The organism is Polaromonas sp. P1_E12 (assembly GCF_056405975.1).
Map to the genome: position 1 here is coordinate 454,943 of NZ_JBFUBB010000003.1, position 17,308 is coordinate 472,250.

Sequence of the window (17,308 nt, forward strand, 5' to 3'; positions counted from 1 at the left end):
CGGCCCGGCAAAGCCGGTTCCGCGATGGCCTGCGCGAAAGCCCGCCTCTAGCGAAGCTCGCCGGTGTTCGCCAAGCCTTCCATGAACGCCTGGCAGCGCGCGAGCTGCTCCAGGCTCACAAACTCGTCGGGCTGATGCGCCTGGTTGATGCTGCCGGGCCCGCACACTACCGTGGGAATGCCGGCGTTTTTGAACAGGCCTGCTTCGGTGCCGAAAGCGACCAGCGTGGTCTCTCGTGTGCCGGCCAGGCGCTGCGCCAGTTGGGTCACCGCATCGCCGGCGGAGCCGAGAAAGGCCGGTACTTCACAAATCGTCTCAAAGCTGAAACCGGCGTCGGGCGCTATCTTTTTCATAGCTGGTTGCGCAAGTTCCGCATAGGCTACAAGCTCTTTTTGCATTAGAACTGCATCCGCCGTAGGCAGGTTGCGGAATTCGTAGCGGAACTCCGCGTCGCGCGGCACCACGTTGTCGGCAATGCCGCCGTGGAACTGGCCGACGCTGGCGGTGCTGAAGGGCACATCGAAGCCTTCATAGCGCGGCTCGTTCGCTTCAAAGCCGTCGGCCATGTCGCGCAGCTTGCCGACGACACGCGCCGCCATCTCGATGGCGTTGACGGATTGCGGCGTGAGCGAGGAGTGCGCCTCCTTGCCGCGCACGCAGCATTTGTAGCGGTACACGCCCTTGTGCGCGGTGGCCGGCACCATGCTCGTCGGTTCGCCCACGATGCAGGCGAGCGGCTTGATGCCCGCGTCCTTCATGTCGGCAATCAGTTCCTTCACGCCCATGCAGCCGACTTCCTCGTCGTAGCTCAGCGCCAGGTGCACCGCAAAAGGCGCCTGGCTGTTCAAAAAATCTCCGGCGTGGGCCAGTGCCAGGCCAATAAAGCCCTTCATGTCGCAGCTGCCACGGCCATACAGCCTGCCATCGCTGACCGTGGCCGACAGCGGGTCCAGCGTCCAGTCCTGGTTGTCCCAGGGCACCGTGTCGGTGTGGCCTGACAGGATGATGCCGGCCGGTTTGCCTTCGCCCAGCGTGGCAAACAGGTTGGCCTTGGTTTTGTCTGCATTGGTGGTGATGCGGCTGGCAACGCCGAGCTTTTGCAGCTCGTCGCGCACGAAATGAATCAGCGCCAGGTTGCTGTTGTCGCTGACCGTGTTCATGCGGACCAGGGTCTGGACCAGTTGCAGGGCGCGGGGGGACACGGGAGGAAGCGAAGGGGATGGGATCAAGGTGGGGCCCGGGAAGATGGAGGAGGAAGGCGCGGAATCCATCGCCTATTTTGGCCGCATTCCCGGATATCTGGAGCCGGTCCTGTCAGGTATGCTTCAACGTCGCTTTCCTCCGGGGCGTTTTTGCCCATCCTGATGTCTTCCTTGTCCCCTTCTTCGTCCTCTTCCCCGCTTGCGCTGATACGGCTCATGCGGCCGCACCAGTGGCTCAAAAACGCCTTTGTGTTTGCCGGCCTGGTGTTCAGCCAGAACTGGCAGGACACCGCGCTGGACCTGCGCGTCTTCTACGCCTTTGCGGCGTTCTGCTGCCTCTCAAGCATGGTCTACATCATCAACGACTGGCATGACCGCGCGAGCGACGCCCTGCACCCCACCAAGCGCCACCGGCCGCTGGCCAGCGGCGCAGTGGCTGCCCCGGTGGCGCTGGTGCTGGCGGTCCTGTTGCTGATGGCGGGCCTGCTGCTGGCCGCGGGCAACCGCACGCTGCTGGTGCTGCTGGGCCTGTACACGGTGCTGAACCTGGCGTATTCGTGGCGGCTCAAGCAGGTGCCGGTGGTCGATGTGTCCATCATTGCCTCGGGCTTCATGCTGCGCCTGCTTGCCGGCACCGTGGCGGTGGGGATTCCGCCTTCGCGCTGGCTGCTGCTCACCGGCATTTTTGTGGCCCTGTTCCTCGGTTTTTCCAAACGCAAGGCCGAAACTTTTCATGAAGAAGCCAGCCAGCGCGCCGTGCTGGCGCACTACCCGGCGGCCCTGCTCGACACCTTTATGGCCGCGACCATGACAGCCACGCTCACCACCTACAGCCTGTTTGCCACCAGCCCCGAGGCGCAGCTGCAGCATGGCGAGCGCCTGCTCTACACCGTGCCGGTGGTCATTTTCGGCATGCTGCGCTACACCTACCAGGTGCACCGCGGCCGCGGCGAAGACGTGGCGCGTGACATGCTGCGGGACCCGTGGATCCTGGCGGCCGGCGCGATCTGGCTGGCCATCTTCCTGAGCCGCCGCCTGTGATTCCCGAGGGCGCTCCGCCGCCCGCGCGCGGTACCTTGCCGTTCAAGCAGCTGTTGCTGGTGCTCGGCGTGGTAGCCACGGCTTATGCGGCCGCGCTGCTGATCTGGGGTGACAGCCCCAGGGCCTCGCTCGCGTTGCTGTGGTCGTGGACGGGCGCCCAGGCAGCAGGCCTTTGCCTGCTCAACTATTTGCTGCGAGGCCTCCGTTGGCGGCTCTGGATGGCCCACTTCGGGCGCCATTTCGGCTGGCTGCAGGGGTTGAGGCTCTACCTGGCCGGTTATGCCTTCACGCCCACGCCGGGCAATGTGGGTGAAGCGGTGCGCGGCCTGATGCTGGCCCAGCGCCCGCTAGGCACCGCGCAAAGCCTGGCCATCTTCGGCGCCGAGCGGCTGGCCGATTTGCTGTGCCTGTTGCTGCTGTGTTTGCCCGCCGTGTGGTGGGGCCTGAACCATGGCGCGATGCCGGCATCACCCGCCTGGCTGGCCGGGCTGCTGGCTGCCGCAGCCCTGCTGCTGGCGTTGGTGCTGGGCCTGCTGTTCAAGCACCGCGCACGGCTGTTCCTGCGCTTTGCCTGGCTGCAGGAAGCCTGGTTGTGCCTGGCGGTGCGTCCGCTGCTCTGGTTTGGCCTGACGTTCGCGGCCTGGGCTGCCCAGGGTGTCGCGGTCTGGCTGGTATGCCGCGAGATGAATGTCCCCCTCGGCCTGCTGACAGCCACCGGGTTTTACGCGACCGCCATGGTGGCCGGTGCGTTGTCTGCCCTGCCGGCGGGCCTGGGCGGCACCGAAGCCGTGCTGACCGGCCTGCTGGTGGCACAGGGCGCCACACCGGCTGCAGCCCTTTCCATCACGGTGCTGGTGCGGCTGTTGACCCTGTGGCTGGCCGTCGCCATTGGCGTGGTGGCCTTGCTTTATAGTGCGGCCATCCGCAAGGAAATCAGTTTTCGCTAGCCCCTGCGGGCCTTCTTTCCTGGCCTTCCCCGCACCATGCAAAGCCGCCAGACCTACCCGTTCCCCTAGTTTTCATGCCCCAGAACCAAGACACCGCCGCTTTCCCCGTTTCGCTAAGCCGCTGGCTGCTGGCCGCCGGCCTTCTGTCACTGCTGCTGCGTTTCTGGATCGCCGTCACCTTTCCCGTCACCGGTGACGAGGCCTTTTTCTATTGGTGGGGGGTGTACCCCGCGTGGGGTTATTCAGACCACCCGCCCATGGTGGGCTGGCTGATTGCGCTGATGCGCGCCACGCTGGGCGACAGCCTCTGGTCCATACGCTTGCCCATCGTGCTGCTGCCGCTGGCTCTGGGCGGGGCGCTTTGGTGGGCCCTCAAGCCGGCGGGCAAGGTGCGCGCTGCCTGGGCCGTGCTGTTTTTCTGGCTGGCGCCGCTGAACTGGCTTAACGTCCTGATCACCACCGACACACCGCTGATTTTCTGGTCGGCACTGTCGGTGGCCGCGCTGATGCGCGCCGAGCGACGGGCGCAGCTGGACCGCGCCGCTTACGGCCTCTACGCCCTGTCGGGCCTTTTCCTGGGCTGTGCCTTCCTGTCGAAGTATTTCTCGGTGGTGCTTGGCTTCACCTACTTCGTTTACTTCGTGTTGTACCGGCGTGAGCGGCTCGCGGGTTTTGCGCTGCTGGTGCTGTGTGCCTTGCCCGGCCCGGCGATCAACATCACCTACAACATGTCGCACGGCTGGTCGAACATCATGTTCAACGTCTACAACCGCAATGAAGACGCGGTGTTCGAATGGCGCAAGCCGCTGACTTACATCGGCATGATGGTCTACCTGATCACGCCCGTGGCGGTGTGGATGGCTGTGCGCTACCGTGATGCGCTGATGGCCGCCGCACGGAACCAGCGCCTGCTGGCCTGCCTGGTGGTGGTGCCGCTGCTGTTTTTTGCGCTGCTGTCAGGCAAGAAGGTGATTGGCCTGCATTGGGTGCTGTCGTTTTACCCTTTTGGCTTCGCCTTTTTGGCGTTTGCCTTGCCGGCTGACAGGCTCAAGGCCTGCGCCAAGGGGCTGGCCGTGTTTGCCGGCCTGCATGTGCTGGCGGTGGCCGGACTGTACATGACGTCGCTGGATACCTGGAAAACGACCAAGCTTTATCCGCAGATCATCCGCAGCTACAAGACCGCCGAAATGCTGCAGCAGGTCACCGTGCCCGGCGTGGTGCTGATGGGCGAGGCCTATACGCCCGCGTCGATTTTCGGTTTCGAACGCCGCGAATACATGCCGGTGTTCGGCGTCGGCAAGTTCCATGCGCGCCAGGACGACATGCTGGTCGACTTTTCGCTCTACCAGGGCAAGACGGTGCGTGTCATCGTTGCCGACAAGCCGAAACTGGAAGAGTTTGCGCCTTACTTCGAGTCGGTGCGTGTGCTCAGCTTCGAGCAGGACGGCGTGCCCTTCTACGCGGTTGAAGGCATGGGCTTTAAATACCAGGCCTACCGCGAAGGTGTGCTGGGCACGATTTTCAAGCGCTACTTCAACATCCCTTCGTGGCTGCCGATGACGGGCTGCCCGTTCTGCGTGCGCTACTGCGGGCAGGTGCGATGCACGAGGTGATCGCTGCCGGGGCCGGCCCTGTCGTTGCCGCCTTTGACTTCGACGGCACGCTGACCCGGCGCGACACCTTCATGCCTTTCCTGGCGCGCGGCCTGGGCTGGCCGCGGTTCCTGGGGGCCTTGCTCCGCTGTTTCCCCTGGCTGGCCGGTTATGCGCTGCGCCTGGTGCCCAACCACGTCGCCAAGGGCCGGCTGATGCAGGCCACGCTGGCCGGCCGCAGCCTGGCCGAGATGGAGGGCTGGACGGCCCGCTGGCTGGCCCACGATTTTCCCGGCCAGCTGCGTGAGGACGCCATGGCACGCCTGGCCTGGCACCGCGAGGCCGGGCATTGCTGCGTCATGGTCAGCGCGTCGCCCGACATCTACCTGCCCGTGGTGGCGCGGCAGCTGGGGTTTGACGCGCTGCTCTGCACGGAAATGGAAGTGGTGGGCGAGGGTGAGGACGGGCATCTCACCGGCCGCCTCACTGGTCGCATGAGCACCCCCAACTGCCATGGCGAGCAGAAGGTGCTGCGACTGCAGGCCTGGGCGCTGGCGCGCTATGGGGAAACAGCGCTGGACGGCGTCACCCTGTATGCCTACGGCGATACCTCCGGCGACAAGCCCATGCTGCGGCTGGCCCGGCATGCGTGGTACCGGGGCAAGCCTTGGGTGGATGCGGCACGGCCGGTGTGAGGGCTTGAGCCGGTCTGGCCCGGCGCCTGACGCAGGCCGGCCCACGTGGGCGCTATGGTTTTGATAGCTGCTTGCGCAAGACCCCTATGCCTTTCAGCCCTGTTTGGCACTCAAAAGATGCCTCAAAACCTGCTTTGCGATGCTGAAAATCGCCAAAACCGGCTCCAAAGCACCAGTTTGAAGGCCACTTCGACCTGTTTTTGAGCATCAATTTGGCCTCCAGCCCAATATTGACTTGCGCAAGTAGCTATCAAAACCATAGCAAAAAACAGGCAGGGCCCGTGCGCCTTGCGACGCGCGAGCCCTGCCGGGAGTGTTGAGTAAGGCTTCGCTGCCGGCTCAGTCTTCGAGTTCGGCCTTGGCCATCTCCACGTCCAGCCGTTCAGTGGCGTCCAGCGGTTTGCTGGCTGCGGCCTGCTCGTACAGCTTGGTGGCTTCCTTCATTCTCTTGTCGCCTTCCAGCATGACCAGGCCATTGGCGTATTCGATCATGCCGATGGCCGAGCCCGGGTGCAGCTTGAGCGCGTCCTTGTAGAGCGCCAGGCCGATGTCTTTTTTGGCGCCATAGGTCATGCCGCCGATCAGCGAGCCCACCTTGTCGATCACCTCGGCATGGAAGGCCGCCAGTGCAATGTGCGCGTCTGCGTGCTTGGGCGACAGCTTGATGGCTTGCTCCAGCGAATTCTTCACCTTGGTCCCGAGGCCTTGGGCCAGCGCCTTGGCCACGCTGATGCCCTGGCTGTAGCGGCCCAGCGCGTAGGCCTGCCAGTACCACGCGTTGGCGTTCTTCGGGTCAGCTTTTTGCTGGGCTTCGGCGCGTGCGGCCACTTCCATGAACATGTCCAGCTTGGCTTTTTCCTTGGTTTCCAGGTAGGTGGCGTACATGCTGGTGGCCTTGTTGGCCACGGTGATGCCGTCGCCGCCGGCCTTGGCGCCGGCTTCAGCCGCTTTCTGGAAGTCGCCGTTATGAAACAGCACCCAGGCCTGCAATACATCGGCATCCTTGGGCAGGGGCTCACAGTCGCCCTGGTGCAGTCGGGCCCAGCTCTTCTTCAGGCTGGCAGCATCAAATGTGTAGTCGCCGGCGTGGGGAAAGGCAGTCCATTTGGCCATGTGTGTTGTCTCCTTGGTAAAAATTGTTGGTGTTATGAATGACGGCAGTTTGACGGAATTCAAGCCGGGTTGCTGTAAGCCCCGACCAGCGCCTGCAGATGCGCGCGCTGGCCTTGCTCAAGATAGGGAATCAGCAGGTTGAGCACGTGGTGCGCACCGCGCAGCAGGGCGGCCTGTGCGTTGGCAGGTTCCAGCGCGTTGCGTGGGTCGCGCACGTACTCAAAGCTCAGCCAGTAAGTGAGCACCACCACCATGCTGGTGGCCGTGGCCTCGACCTCGCGCGAATCAATCGTCACGGCGCCTGAGCGGCTCATGCCGTCCAGCAGGGCTTTCACGGCGCGGGTCTTGTTTTTGAGCACCCACTGGAAGTGGGTTTCGAGGCGGCGGTTCTTGCTCAGCAGGTCATTGAGGTCGCGGTACAAAAAGCGGTACTGCCAGATCAGCTCGAACAGCGTATGCATGAAAAACCAGGCGTCTTCCACGTCGCGAACGCCGTCGCTGGCATTGAGCAGCTCGCTCAGGGATTTTTCGTAGCGGTCAAACAGCGAGTTGATGAGCTCGTCTTTGGCGGGGTAGTGGTAGTACAGGTTGCCTGGGCTGATGCTGAGCTCGGCGGAGATCAGCGTGGTCGACACATTGGGCTCGCCAAAGCGGTTGAACAGGTCCAGGGTGACCTCCAGGATCCGCTCTGCTGTACGGCGCGGCGCTTTTTTCGCCATAAGTTGTCTACCTCGTGTTGTTCTTTACTCTAACCCAGCGTTTCCCCGGGCGACACTAGGGAAGTCCATCAATCCGCACGGCGGTTTGCAACAGGGTGAACGGCATGGCATGCACCTTTGGCAAACCTTTGGGTTAAGCCCCGGCTGACGCGGGCAGCTTGCGTGCAGCGGGCCGCAGCGCGTGGCTCAAATCTTCCATCACATCTTCGAGCGAGGCAATGGCGCGGCCCACACGGGTGGCGGCAGGTCTTTCAGCCACCAGGTGGCGCCTGGGGTCTTCCAGAACGTCCAGGTTCAGCGACACGCCGTGCCGCGCCAGCGTGGCAGACAGCGTGGTCTTGCGCGAGCGCAGCATTTGACGGGTGTTCTGGTAGGCGTGTTCGGCCAGCTCGCGGCGCTGCCGGTAACTGAAGGTATTGGCCAGGAACATCTCGGTGTCGCGGGCGTCGGGTTCCATCAGCACGATGTCAGTGCCGGGATAGGCGTGCGCGTAGTGCTTCATGCCGAGCTCCAGCCGCGAGTGGATCATCGAGCGGAAGGTCTGGCTCATCACGGCGGGCAGGCCGCCGTGCACGATGCGCGGAATGGCCTGCTTTTCAGCCGGCAGGCCGCGGCGCATGACGCGCTGGTTCATGGCCAGTGCGGGTGCGCGGGTGGCGTTGAAGGGCACCAGCGGGTTCAGGCAAAACATCAGGTCAACGCCGTCGTCCAGTGCCACGCCGGCGTGCATGGTCTTTTTCAGCGCGCCGTCCACGTAGTAGTGGCTGTCGATCTCCACCGGCGGAAACAGGCCCGGCAGGGCCGAGCTGGCCTGCACGGCTTTGGAAATGGGCACGTGATCCCAGCCGGGGCGGCCGAAGGGCGCGGCGTCCCCGCTGTCAAGATTCGTCGCGACCAGTGTCAGCCGTGTGCGGAGCTGGCGAAAGTCGTTGGTGCGGCCGGGTTTGGAAAACAATGCGGTCAGGCGCGTGTCGATTTCGTCATTGGAGAAAACGCCGGTGGGCAAGGCCGGGCCCAGCGCCTCCAGCGCATTGACCAGCGACTTGCGCCCGAAGGTGGCGCGCCAGGCCGCCGACGCCAGCAGGCCGGGCAGCATGATGCCGCGCCGCAAAAATTCGCCATAGGCCGGCACCATGAGCCAGGCCGGGTCAAACACCTCCGACGCCTGGTCGCCGTTTTCAATGAAGGCGGCACACAGTTCGCGCGGCGTCATGCCGTTGGCAAGGCCCGCCGCGATAAAACCGCCGGCTGACACGCCGACATAGTGGTCCAGTTCGGTGAATGAAAGCCCCTGCAGGGATTCGTCGAGCGCGCACAGCGCACCGATTTCGTAGATGGCGCCCAACGGGCCGCCGCCAGAGAGTGCCAAAGCAATGCGCGGCCGGGCGGCGCACCGTTTCGTCATCTTTGCCGGGTCGGCTGGCTGCGTAGCAGCTAGATGACCACCGCCCGACAACGCAAGGGCGATGCGCGGTTTTGCAGGGCGTTTATTTTTTGCGGGCTTCGCTTGGGTCATGGCTGGAAAGTGTAGACGGCGGCCCTGGAACTATTTGCTGCTTTGCAGCAAAGTCAGGGCGCTGGGTGATTGCGCGCAGGCGTAAAAAAAGGGACGGCATGTCCCTTTTCTTGTGAGGCCGCCGTGCTTAAGCCGATTTGCGTGCGGCTGGGCGTTTGGCCGCGGGGCGGGCCGCCTTTTTTGCTGCGGGTTTTGCCGCTGCGGTTTTGGCTGCTGGCTTGCCGCCCATTTTTTGCACATTGCGGTTGAGCTCGTCAATGCGTGCGATCAGGGCGTCCACGTCTTTGGCGGAAGGTACGCCGAGTTTGTTCAGGGCCTTGGCTACGCGGTCTTCAAAGATATTTTCCAGCTTGTCCCACTGGTGGCCGGCCTTGGACTGGATGTCGGTGGCCATGCTGGCCATCTTGTTGGTGGCTTCAGAAATTTTGCCTTCAGCCACGGCCTGGGTCTTGCGCTGGATGGACAGGCCTTCCTTGACCAGGGTCTCAAACACTTTGCCGCCTTCTTCCTGCGCTTTCGAGAATGCGCCGAGGCCGGCCAGCCAGATTTGCTGGGCGGATTCCTTGACAGCACCGGACAGCTGTGGGCCGGACTTCTTGTCAGCGCTCATTTTTTGCAGTTTCTTGACCATGGTTTACTCCAGACAGTTTGTGGTTATGGAACTTCGCGGGCAGTATGCCGCACGCATGGGGAAAATATAAGCCCTCCTCGCGGCGGCGTTTAGGTGCGGCGTTCTAGAACCGTGAACAGGTTCTAGGCATGCGGCTCTACGGAAAAGCACGTGTAGTCAGGCTGAGCGCGGGTTTCTGCTGAATAGAGAGTCCTGCCGTTTAAGCAAGAATCACTTTTTGACTTGGCCGTTCAGCGGAGGAAACACAAAATGCATTATTTCGTTACAGGGGCCACAGGCTTCATTGGCAAGCGCCTGGTAAAAAAACTTCTGGAACGAAAAGGAACGACCGTTCATTTCCTGATCCGCAAGGAAAGCGCCGGCAAAGTGGCGGCGCTGCGCGAGTATTGGGGCGTGCCTGCTGCCCGTGCGGTGGCCGTGCACGGCGACCTGACCAGCAAAAAGCTCGGTGTCAGCAGTGAAGACATCAAAAAACTCAAGGGCGAGATCGGGCATTTTTACCATCTCGCCGCCGTGTATGACCTGAGCGCCGACGAGGAAAGCCAGGTGGCCGTCAACATTGACGGCACCCGCAACACGGTGGAGTTTGCCAAGGCGATTGACGCCGGCCACTTTCACCATGTGAGCTCCATCGCCGCTGCCGGCCTCTATGAAGGCGTGTTCCGCGAGGACATGTTCGAAGAGGCCGAAAACTACGAACACCCGTATTTCATGACCAAGCACGAGAGCGAAAAAATCGTGCGCAAGGAATGCAAGGTTCCGTGGACGGTGTTTCGCCCCGCCATGGTGGTCGGCGACAGCACCACCGGCGAAATGGACAAGATCGACGGGCCTTATTACTTCTTCAAGCTGATCCAGCGCATGCGGCAGCTGCTGCCGCCCTGGATGCCGGCGGTGGGGCTGGAAGGCGGGCGGGTCAATATCGTTCCGGTCGACTTTGTTGTCGATGCGCTGGACCACCTCAGCCACAAAACCGGCATTGCCAAAAAATGCTTTCACCTGGTGGACCCGGTGGGTTACCGCGTCGGTGATGTGCTGGACATCTTCAGCCGCGCGGCCCATGCGCCCAAGATGAACCTGTTCGTGAATGCCGCCCTGCTGGGCTTCATTCCGCGCGGCGTCAAAAAGAGCCTGATGGCACTTGCGCCGGTGCGCCGCGTACGCAATGCGGTGCTGGCCGACCTGGGCCTGCCGGAAGACATGCTGACGTTTGTCAACTACCCGACCCGCTTTGACTGCCGCGACACCATGGCTGCGCTCAAGGGTTCGAACATCGAATGTCCCAACCTGAAAGACTACGCCTGGCGCCTCTGGGATTACTGGGAACGCCACCTGGATCCAGACCTGCATATCGACCGGTCGCTGCGCGGCACCGTCAATGGCAAGGTGGTGCTGGTCACCGGTGGTTCATCCGGCATCGGTCTGGCGGCGGCGCACAAGTTTGCCGATGCGGGTGCCATCACCATCATCTGCGGGCGCGACCAGGACAAGCTCGACGAAGCCTGCAAGGAAGCCAAGGCCAAGGGCTATAACTTCGTGGCTTACCCGGCCGACATCGCCGACATGGTGGATTGCGACCGTTTCATCAAGGAACTGATCGCCAACCATGGCGGCGTGGACTTCCTCATCAACAACGCGGGCCGCTCCATCCGCCGCGCCATTGAGGCCAGCTACGACCGTTTTCACGATTACGAGCGCACCATGCAGCTCAATTACTTTGGCTGCCTGCGCGTGACCATGGGGCTGTTGCCCGGCATGGCGGCCAAGCGCAAGGGCCATGTGGTCAACATCAGCTCCATCGGCGTGCTGACCAATGCGCCGCGTTTTTCGGCCTATGTAGCTTCCAAGGCCGCGCTGGACGCCTGGACCCGCTGCGCATCCAGTGAATTTGCCGACGTCGGCATCAGCTTTACCACCATCAACATGCCGCTGGTTCGCACGCCGATGATTGCGCCGACCAACCTGTACAACAACGTGCCCACGCTCTCCCCTGAAGAGGCCGCCGACATGATTGCGCAGGCCTGCATCTTCAAGCCGGTTCGCGTGGCCACCCGCCTGGGCATCACCGGTCAGCTCATGCATGCGCTGGTGCCACGCATCGCCCAGATCGCCATGAACACCAGCTTCCGTATGTTCCCCGACTCATCGGCTGCCAAGGGCGACAAGAGCGCTAAACCGACGCTGTCGGCCGAAGCGGTGGCGATGCAGCAGATGATGCGCGGGATTCATTTCTGAGCATGTTTCAGGCTTGAAGCCAAACGGGCCTGGTTTTCCAGGCCCGTTTTTCGTTGGGCGGCGGCCACGGCTGGGGGATAATTCGTTTCCAGGCGCCGTTGCCGCACGTGCGCCGTCAACAAAGGCTATCCATGATTCTGGTCACTGGCGGAGCCGGTTTTATCGGAGCCAACTTCATTCTGGACTGGCTCGCGTTGCACGATGAGCCGATCCTCAATATCGACAAGCTCACCTACGCGGGCAACCGCTACAACCTTCGCGGGCTTGAGGGTGACAGCCGCCATGTCTTTGCGCACGGCGATATCGCCGACAGCCGGTGGGTGGCCGGCCTGCTCGCGCTGCACCGGCCGCGCGCCATCATCAACTTCGCGGCGGAGTCGCATGTCGACCGCTCCATCGACGCGGCCGAAGAGTTCGTCCAGACCAATATCGTAGGCACTTTCCGCCTGCTGGAGGCCGCGCGTGCCTACTGGTCGGAGCTGGAGGGATCAAGCGGCGCGAACTTTCGGTTTTTGCAGGTGTCGACGGATGAAGTCTATGGCTCGCTGACGTCGGCGGCGGCGGCTTTCCGTGAAGTTGACCGCTATGAGCCCAACAGCCCTTATGCCGCAAGCAAGGCGGCCGCCGACCACCTGGTGCGTGCCAGCCATCGCACCTATGGCCTGCCGGTGCTTACCACCAACTGCGCCAACAACTATGGGCCCTACCAGTTTCCGGAAAAACTGATCCCCCACATGATTGTTGCAGCGCTCGAAGGGCGGCCCCTGCCGGTCTACGGTGATGGCCTGCAGGTGCGCGACTGGCTGTATGTCAAGGACCATTGCAAGGCGATCCGCATGGTGCTGGAGGCCGGCCGGCCCGGTGAGACCTACAACATCGGTTGCCAGGGAGAAAAAACCAATCTGGACGTCGTGCGCACGATCTGCCGCCTGCTCGATGAATTGCGACCGGTGCCGGCCGGCTATGCCGGCCTGATCGCCCACGTAGCCGATCGCCGCGGCCATGATGCCCGTTACGCCATCGATTCGAGCAAGATTCGCCATGAGCTGGGCTGGCATGCTGACCAGAGCTTCGAAGCCGGCCTGCGCCACACCGTGCGCTGGTACCTGGACAACCCAGGTTGGCTGCAAGCGGTGCGTGAGCGCGGCCATACCGGGTGAGCCGATGCTGAAGATATTGCTGTTCGGCAAGAGCGGGCAATTGGGCGCGGAGCTCGTGCGCAGCCTGGCCGCGTTGGGCGAGGTGATTGCACCCGATCGGAGCCGGCCTGGCGGCGACCTTGCCGACAGCGCCGGTATCCGGGATGCCGTACTCAGTGCCAGGCCCGATATCGTCGTCAATGCGGCGGCTTTCACCGACGTTGATGCGGCCGAGGGCCAGCCTGATATTGCCAACGCGATCAATGCCGGTGCACCGGCCGTGCTGGCGCGGTCGTGTGACGAGACCGGTGCCTGGTTTGTGCACTATTCAAGCGACTATGTCTTTGATGGCAGCGGGGGAACGCGGCCGTGGATCGAGGCCGACCCCGCCCAGCCGCTGAACGCCTATGGCCGCGGCAAGCTGCTCGGCGACCAGTTGGTGGCAAAAAATTGCGCGCGGCACCTGATCTTCCGCACAAGCTGGCTTTATGCGGCGCATGGTGAAAACTTTGCAAAGAAAATCCTGCACAAGTTGCGCAGGGACGGCCGGCTGGCGGTGGTCAACGACCAGTTCGGTGCGCCCACCGCAGCGGCCTGGCTGGCCGACCTGACTGTATTGGCGTTGACGCGCGTTTTCGCGGATGAGCGATTGGCCGGGCTTTATCACGCGGCTGCCGCCGGTGAAACTTCCTGGCATGGCTATGCGTGTTTTGTCGTCGAGCAGGCACAAAAAACCGGCCTGTTGCCCAGTGTGCCCATCGATGCGGTCCAGCCCGTGGCGTCAACCGCCTACGCGCAGGCAGCCCGCCGCCCATTGAACTCACGGCTTGATACTTCGAAGCTGCGGCGGACTTTCGGAGTCGACATTCCCGGTTGGCAAACGGGTGTCGCCAAAATGGTTGAGGAGCTCTCATGAAGGTCACCCCGACGGCCCTGCCCGAAGTGCTGCTGATTCAGCCTGAAGTTCATGTTGACGCGCGGGGCCTGTTTCTCGAAAGCTTCAACAGGCGCGATTTTGAGCGGGCAACCGGGCTTGACGGCGGTTTTGTACAGGACAACCATTCGCGCTCGGTTCGCCATGTGCTGCGCGGCCTGCATTACCAGCTCAGGCAACCCCAAGGCAAGCTCGTGAGGGTGGTCAGCGGCCGCATCTGGGATGTGGCGGTCGATGTCCGGCGCTCCTCGCCGAATTTCATGCGTTCGGTCGCGTTCGAGCTGTCGGCCCAGGAGCATCGGCAGCTTTGGGTGCCGCCGGGCTTTGCGCACGGCTTTTTGGTGCTTAGCGAATTTGCCGACGTGCTGTACAAGACCACCGACTATTACGCCGCTGAACATGAACGCTGCATCCGTTGGGACGACCCGGATCTGGCGATTGCCTGGCCCCTGGCGGGCGCTGTGCCTCTGCTTTCAGCCAGGGATTGCGACGGCGTGACTATGGCGCAGGCGGAGCTGCCGCCATAGCCGCCACGCGTATTATTTCTTCGACCAGACGACCCGGTTGATGTAGTCGATGTAGCTCGTCACGACACGCACGATCTGCGTCGAGACGAACGGGTTTTCGTAGTCGGAGATGGGTAGCACCGGGCGCCGGTTGCGGTCATATTGCGACGTCACGATCTCGATGGCGTCTATCACGCGGTTCTTCTTGAGGCCGCTCATGATGAGGGTGCCGACATCCATTCCTTCCGGGCGCTCGTGGGCATTGCGCAGGGTGATGGAGCAGAGGTTGAGCAGCGAAGTTTCTTCCGTGATCGTGCCGCTGTCGGACAGCACGCATTTGGCTTCGACCTGCAGTTTCATGTAGTCGAAAAACCCGAGCGGCTTGCCGAACACGATGCGCTTGTCCAGACCTTCGTAACCAGCCTCCTCCAGCCGTTTTCGCGTGCGTGGATGGGTGGAAACGATCACCGGGAAGCCATACTTTTTGACAAGCTCGGTCAAGGTCTCGAGCAGGTCCTTCAGCGCGTCGGGCGAGTCAACGTTTTCCTCGCGATGCGCGCTGACCAGGAAAAATTCATTGGGCTTGAGGGACAGGCGCGAAATGATGTCGGACTTGTCGATTTGCGGGCGGTAGTGGTCGACGACCTCACGCATGTGCGAGCCGGTCTTGATGATGGTTTCGGGCCGCACGCCTTCGGCGATGAGGTAGCGCCGTGCATGTTCCGTCAGGACCATGTTGATGTCCGACAGGTGGTCGAGCACCTTGCGGTTGAGTTCTTCGGGAACGCGCTGGTCGAAGCAGCGGTTGCCTGCTTCCATGTGGAACACCGGGATTTTCCGCCGTTTGGCCGCGATCACTGCCAGGCATGAGTTGGTGTCGCCGTAGAGCAGGACGGCGTCGGGCTTCTCGGCCTGGAACACCTCATCGGCCTTCATGATTATCTGGCCGATGGTCTGGGCCGCATTTTCGCCGACTGCATTGAGAAAGTGGTCGGGCTTGCGAATCTGCAGGTCTTCGAAAAAAATCTGGTTCAGTTCGTAGTCGAAATTCTGGCCCGTGTGCACAAGAATGTGCTGGGTGTGCTTGTCGAGCGCCGCAATCACGCGGCTCATTTTGATCAATTCGGGCCGGGTCCCGACTACCGTCATCACTTTAAACACGAAGTGCCTCCTCAATAAAATCCAGTTTTCCCAAAAGCGCCTTGACCTGGGCGACATTGAGCCGCTCGGTGTTGTGCGATGTGTAGTCGTCCAGTTGCGAGATCCGTTCCTCACCGTCGCTGAAATACTTGGCGTAATTGAGATCGCGGTTGTCTGCGGGAATGCGGTAGTACGCGCCCATGTCGTCGATCCGGGCCATTTCCTCGCGCGAAACCAGCGTTTCGTAGAGCTTTTCACCATGGCGCGTGCCAATGATCTTGGTGGGTTGGTCGTTGCCGCCAAAAATGTCCTTGAGCGCTTGCGCAAGGTCGGCGACGGTCGAGGCCGGCGCCTTCTGCACAAAGATGTCGCCCTGCTGGCCGTGCTCGAACGCGTGCAGCACCAGGTCGACCGAATCGTCGAGCGACATCAGGAAGCGGGTCATGCTGGCGTCGGTCACGGTCAGCGGCGCGCCGCTCTTGAGCTGCGAGACGAACAACGGGATCACCGAGCCGCGCGACGCCATGACGTTGCCATAACGCGTGGCGCAAAGCACGGTCTCGCCATCGTTTTGCATGCGTGCCTTGGCGACCATGAGTTTTTCCATCATCGCTTTGGATACGCCCATGGCATTGATCGGATAGACCGCCTTGTCGGTGCTCAGGACGACGACGCGCTTGACGTTGTGGGCGATCGCTGCGTTCATGACGTTCTCCGCGCCCAGTACATTGGTACGCACCGCCTCCATCGGATAGAACTCGCAGGACGGGACCTGCTTGAGTGCTGCCGCGTGAAACACGTAGTCAACACCCTTCATCGCCTGGTGAATGCTGTCGTAGTCGCGGATGTCACCGATGTAAAACTTGAGCTTGTCATTGTTCAGCGCGATCCGCATCTCTTCCTGCTTTTTTTCATCGCGGCTGAAAATGCGGATTTCGCGCACTTCGGTTGAGAGAAAGCGTTTGAGGACGGCGTTGCCGAACGAGCCGGTGCCGCCGGTGATCATCAGTATTTTGTTGTCAAACATGGCTGATTCTTACAGTTTGGAGGAATGCATGATGTCGATAAGCTCGGGCCAGGCCGGTGCGGTGTAGCCTGTCGCTTCGCGGAAACGGCTGGAATCGAGCGATCGGTCCATCGTAAACGTATTGTCCATCTGAATATCAATGGCCTTGCCGTAGGCTGCGGCGATCAGCTTGAGCAGGTCGTATTTGCCGATCGGGGAGGCGCCAACGTGGTACAGGCCGGTCAGCTCGGGCCGTGGAATCACGATGTCGCGGACGATTTCGGCGAACACGACATTCGGCAGACCCGAAAAAATGGCCTTGTTGAAGCCTGTGCAGGAACCCTGTTGGGCAAGGAACCATTCCAGCAACCCGTAAGCGCTTTGCAATTCGTGGCCTATTGTCGAGGTGCGCAAAGTGATCGCGCCCTGGCCCAGCACCTCGCCCAGGAGCTTGGATTTGCCGTAGACATCTTTTGCATCGGCCGCGTCGGCTTCAATGTAGTGTCCCTTGGCACCCGAGAAGACGCAGTCGGTGCTGATATGGATCAAACGTGCCGACGCCGCCAGGCATAGCCCGGCGAGCTGGTGTGGCAGCAACGCGTTGATGGGAATCGCGAGCAACGGATCATCAGCTTCGGTATGGTGCTTGGTCAGGCCGATACAGTTGACGACCACGTCAGGTCGGGCGTGGGCAAATGCGCGGATGACGCTGTCGCGGTTGTTGATGTCGACAAAGGTCAGCATGCGCTCGGCGATGGCGGGCTCAAAAAAGCGCAGCGCCGCGGCATTTCGCATGCTGCCGAAGACCTGCCAATCCTTTTTCTGGCTCAAGACGCGGATCATGGCGCTGCCGATCATGCCGCTGGCGCCCAATACAAGAACTCTCATCGAA

16 protein-coding genes are annotated in these 17,308 nt (G+C 62.1%); 8 read left to right on the top strand and 8 right to left on the bottom strand.

Features of this window, described 5'->3' with window-relative positions; genetic code table 11:
• Window positions 1-47: 47 nt before the first annotated feature.
• Complete coding sequence (argE, locus tag AC1D13_RS11995) at window positions 48-1,202, bottom strand: acetylornithine deacetylase (protein ID WP_477689583.1); 1,155 nt, start codon at window positions 1,200-1,202, stop codon at window positions 48-50.
• Window positions 1,203-1,364: 162 nt separating this feature from the next.
• On the opposite strand from argE, the gene AC1D13_RS12000 reads away from it, so the two are divergent.
• The 4 genes from AC1D13_RS12000 (at window position 1,365) to AC1D13_RS12015 (ending at window position 5,477) form a co-directional block, all read left to right on the top strand.
• On the top strand, window positions 1,365-2,243 hold the full coding sequence (locus AC1D13_RS12000) for a decaprenyl-phosphate phosphoribosyltransferase (RefSeq protein ID WP_477689584.1): 879 nt from the start codon (window positions 1,365-1,367) through the stop codon (window positions 2,241-2,243).
• A complete protein-coding gene (locus AC1D13_RS12005) occupies window positions 2,240-3,190 on the top strand; it encodes a lysylphosphatidylglycerol synthase transmembrane domain-containing protein (protein ID WP_477689585.1) in 951 nt (316 codons plus the stop codon). Before AC1D13_RS12000 ends, AC1D13_RS12005 begins: the two co-directional genes overlap by 4 nt.
• Before the next feature lie 74 nt (window positions 3,191-3,264).
• A complete protein-coding gene (locus AC1D13_RS12010) occupies window positions 3,265-4,803 on the top strand; it encodes an ArnT family glycosyltransferase (protein ID WP_457281251.1) in 1,539 nt (512 codons plus the stop codon).
• Window positions 4,791-5,477, top strand: a complete 687-nt coding sequence (locus AC1D13_RS12015) for an HAD-IB family hydrolase (protein ID WP_477689586.1) — start codon at window positions 4,791-4,793, stop codon at window positions 5,475-5,477. Before AC1D13_RS12010 ends, AC1D13_RS12015 begins: the two co-directional genes overlap by 13 nt.
• A gap of 339 nt (window positions 5,478-5,816) precedes the next feature.
• Here the strand turns inward: AC1D13_RS12015 and AC1D13_RS12020 are convergent, their stop codons facing one another.
• The 4 genes from AC1D13_RS12020 to AC1D13_RS12035 all read right to left on the bottom strand — a co-directional run bounded on the left by AC1D13_RS12020 (window position 5,817) and on the right by AC1D13_RS12035 (window position 9,456).
• Window positions 5,817-6,590 (bottom strand): tetratricopeptide repeat protein, encoded by a 774-nt coding sequence (locus AC1D13_RS12020; protein WP_477666535.1) that lies wholly within the window; start codon window positions 6,588-6,590, stop codon window positions 5,817-5,819.
• A gap of 59 nt (window positions 6,591-6,649) precedes the next feature.
• On the bottom strand, window positions 6,650-7,309 hold the full coding sequence (locus tag AC1D13_RS12025) for a TetR/AcrR family transcriptional regulator (RefSeq protein ID WP_477666536.1): 660 nt from the start codon (window positions 7,307-7,309) through the stop codon (window positions 6,650-6,652).
• 133 nt (window positions 7,310-7,442) lie between these two features.
• Window positions 7,443-8,714 (bottom strand): patatin-like phospholipase family protein, encoded by a 1,272-nt coding sequence (locus AC1D13_RS12030; protein WP_477689587.1) that lies wholly within the window; start codon window positions 8,712-8,714, stop codon window positions 7,443-7,445.
• A gap of 238 nt (window positions 8,715-8,952) precedes the next feature.
• Window positions 8,953-9,456 (bottom strand): phasin family protein, encoded by a 504-nt coding sequence (locus tag AC1D13_RS12035; protein WP_431098472.1) that lies wholly within the window; start codon window positions 9,454-9,456, stop codon window positions 8,953-8,955.
• 249 nt (window positions 9,457-9,705) lie between these two features.
• Between AC1D13_RS12035 and AC1D13_RS12040 the strand changes: the two genes are divergently transcribed.
• The 4 genes from AC1D13_RS12040 (at window position 9,706) to rfbC (ending at window position 14,291) form a co-directional block, all read left to right on the top strand.
• Window positions 9,706-11,691, top strand: coding sequence for an SDR family oxidoreductase (locus AC1D13_RS12040; RefSeq protein WP_457281246.1), 1,986 nt, complete (start codon window positions 9,706-9,708; stop codon window positions 11,689-11,691).
• Window positions 11,692-11,822: 131 nt separating this feature from the next.
• Window positions 11,823-12,851, top strand: coding sequence for a dTDP-glucose 4,6-dehydratase (gene rfbB, locus AC1D13_RS12045; protein ID WP_477689588.1), 1,029 nt, complete (start codon window positions 11,823-11,825; stop codon window positions 12,849-12,851).
• A 4-nt stretch (window positions 12,852-12,855) separates the two neighbouring features.
• Window positions 12,856-13,746, top strand: a complete 891-nt coding sequence (gene rfbD / locus AC1D13_RS12050) for a dTDP-4-dehydrorhamnose reductase (RefSeq protein ID WP_477689589.1) — start codon at window positions 12,856-12,858, stop codon at window positions 13,744-13,746.
• Window positions 13,743-14,291: a dTDP-4-dehydrorhamnose 3,5-epimerase gene (rfbC, locus tag AC1D13_RS12055; protein ID WP_477689590.1), complete on the top strand. Its 549-nt coding sequence runs from the start codon at window positions 13,743-13,745 to the stop codon at window positions 14,289-14,291. Before rfbD ends, rfbC begins: the two co-directional genes overlap by 4 nt.
• A gap of 12 nt (window positions 14,292-14,303) precedes the next feature.
• Here the strand turns inward: rfbC and wecB are convergent, their stop codons facing one another.
• Genes wecB through AC1D13_RS12070 form a run of 3 tightly spaced genes read right to left on the bottom strand, consistent with a single transcriptional unit; the run spans window position 14,304 to window position 17,304 of the window.
• Window positions 14,304-15,431 carry a non-hydrolyzing UDP-N-acetylglucosamine 2-epimerase gene (wecB, locus tag AC1D13_RS12060; protein WP_477689591.1) on the bottom strand — a complete coding sequence of 376 codons (1,128 nt, stop codon included), beginning with the start codon at window positions 15,429-15,431 and terminating at the stop codon, window positions 14,304-14,306.
• On the bottom strand, window positions 15,424-16,437 hold the full coding sequence (locus AC1D13_RS12065; RefSeq protein WP_457281241.1) for a polysaccharide biosynthesis protein: 1,014 nt from the start codon (window positions 16,435-16,437) through the stop codon (window positions 15,424-15,426). Before AC1D13_RS12065 ends, wecB begins: the two co-directional genes overlap by 8 nt.
• A 9-nt stretch (window positions 16,438-16,446) precedes the next feature.
• Complete coding sequence (locus AC1D13_RS12070; RefSeq protein WP_477689592.1) at window positions 16,447-17,304, bottom strand: dTDP-4-dehydrorhamnose reductase family protein; 858 nt, start codon at window positions 17,302-17,304, stop codon at window positions 16,447-16,449.
• Between the last annotated feature and the right edge of the window lie 4 nt (window positions 17,305-17,308).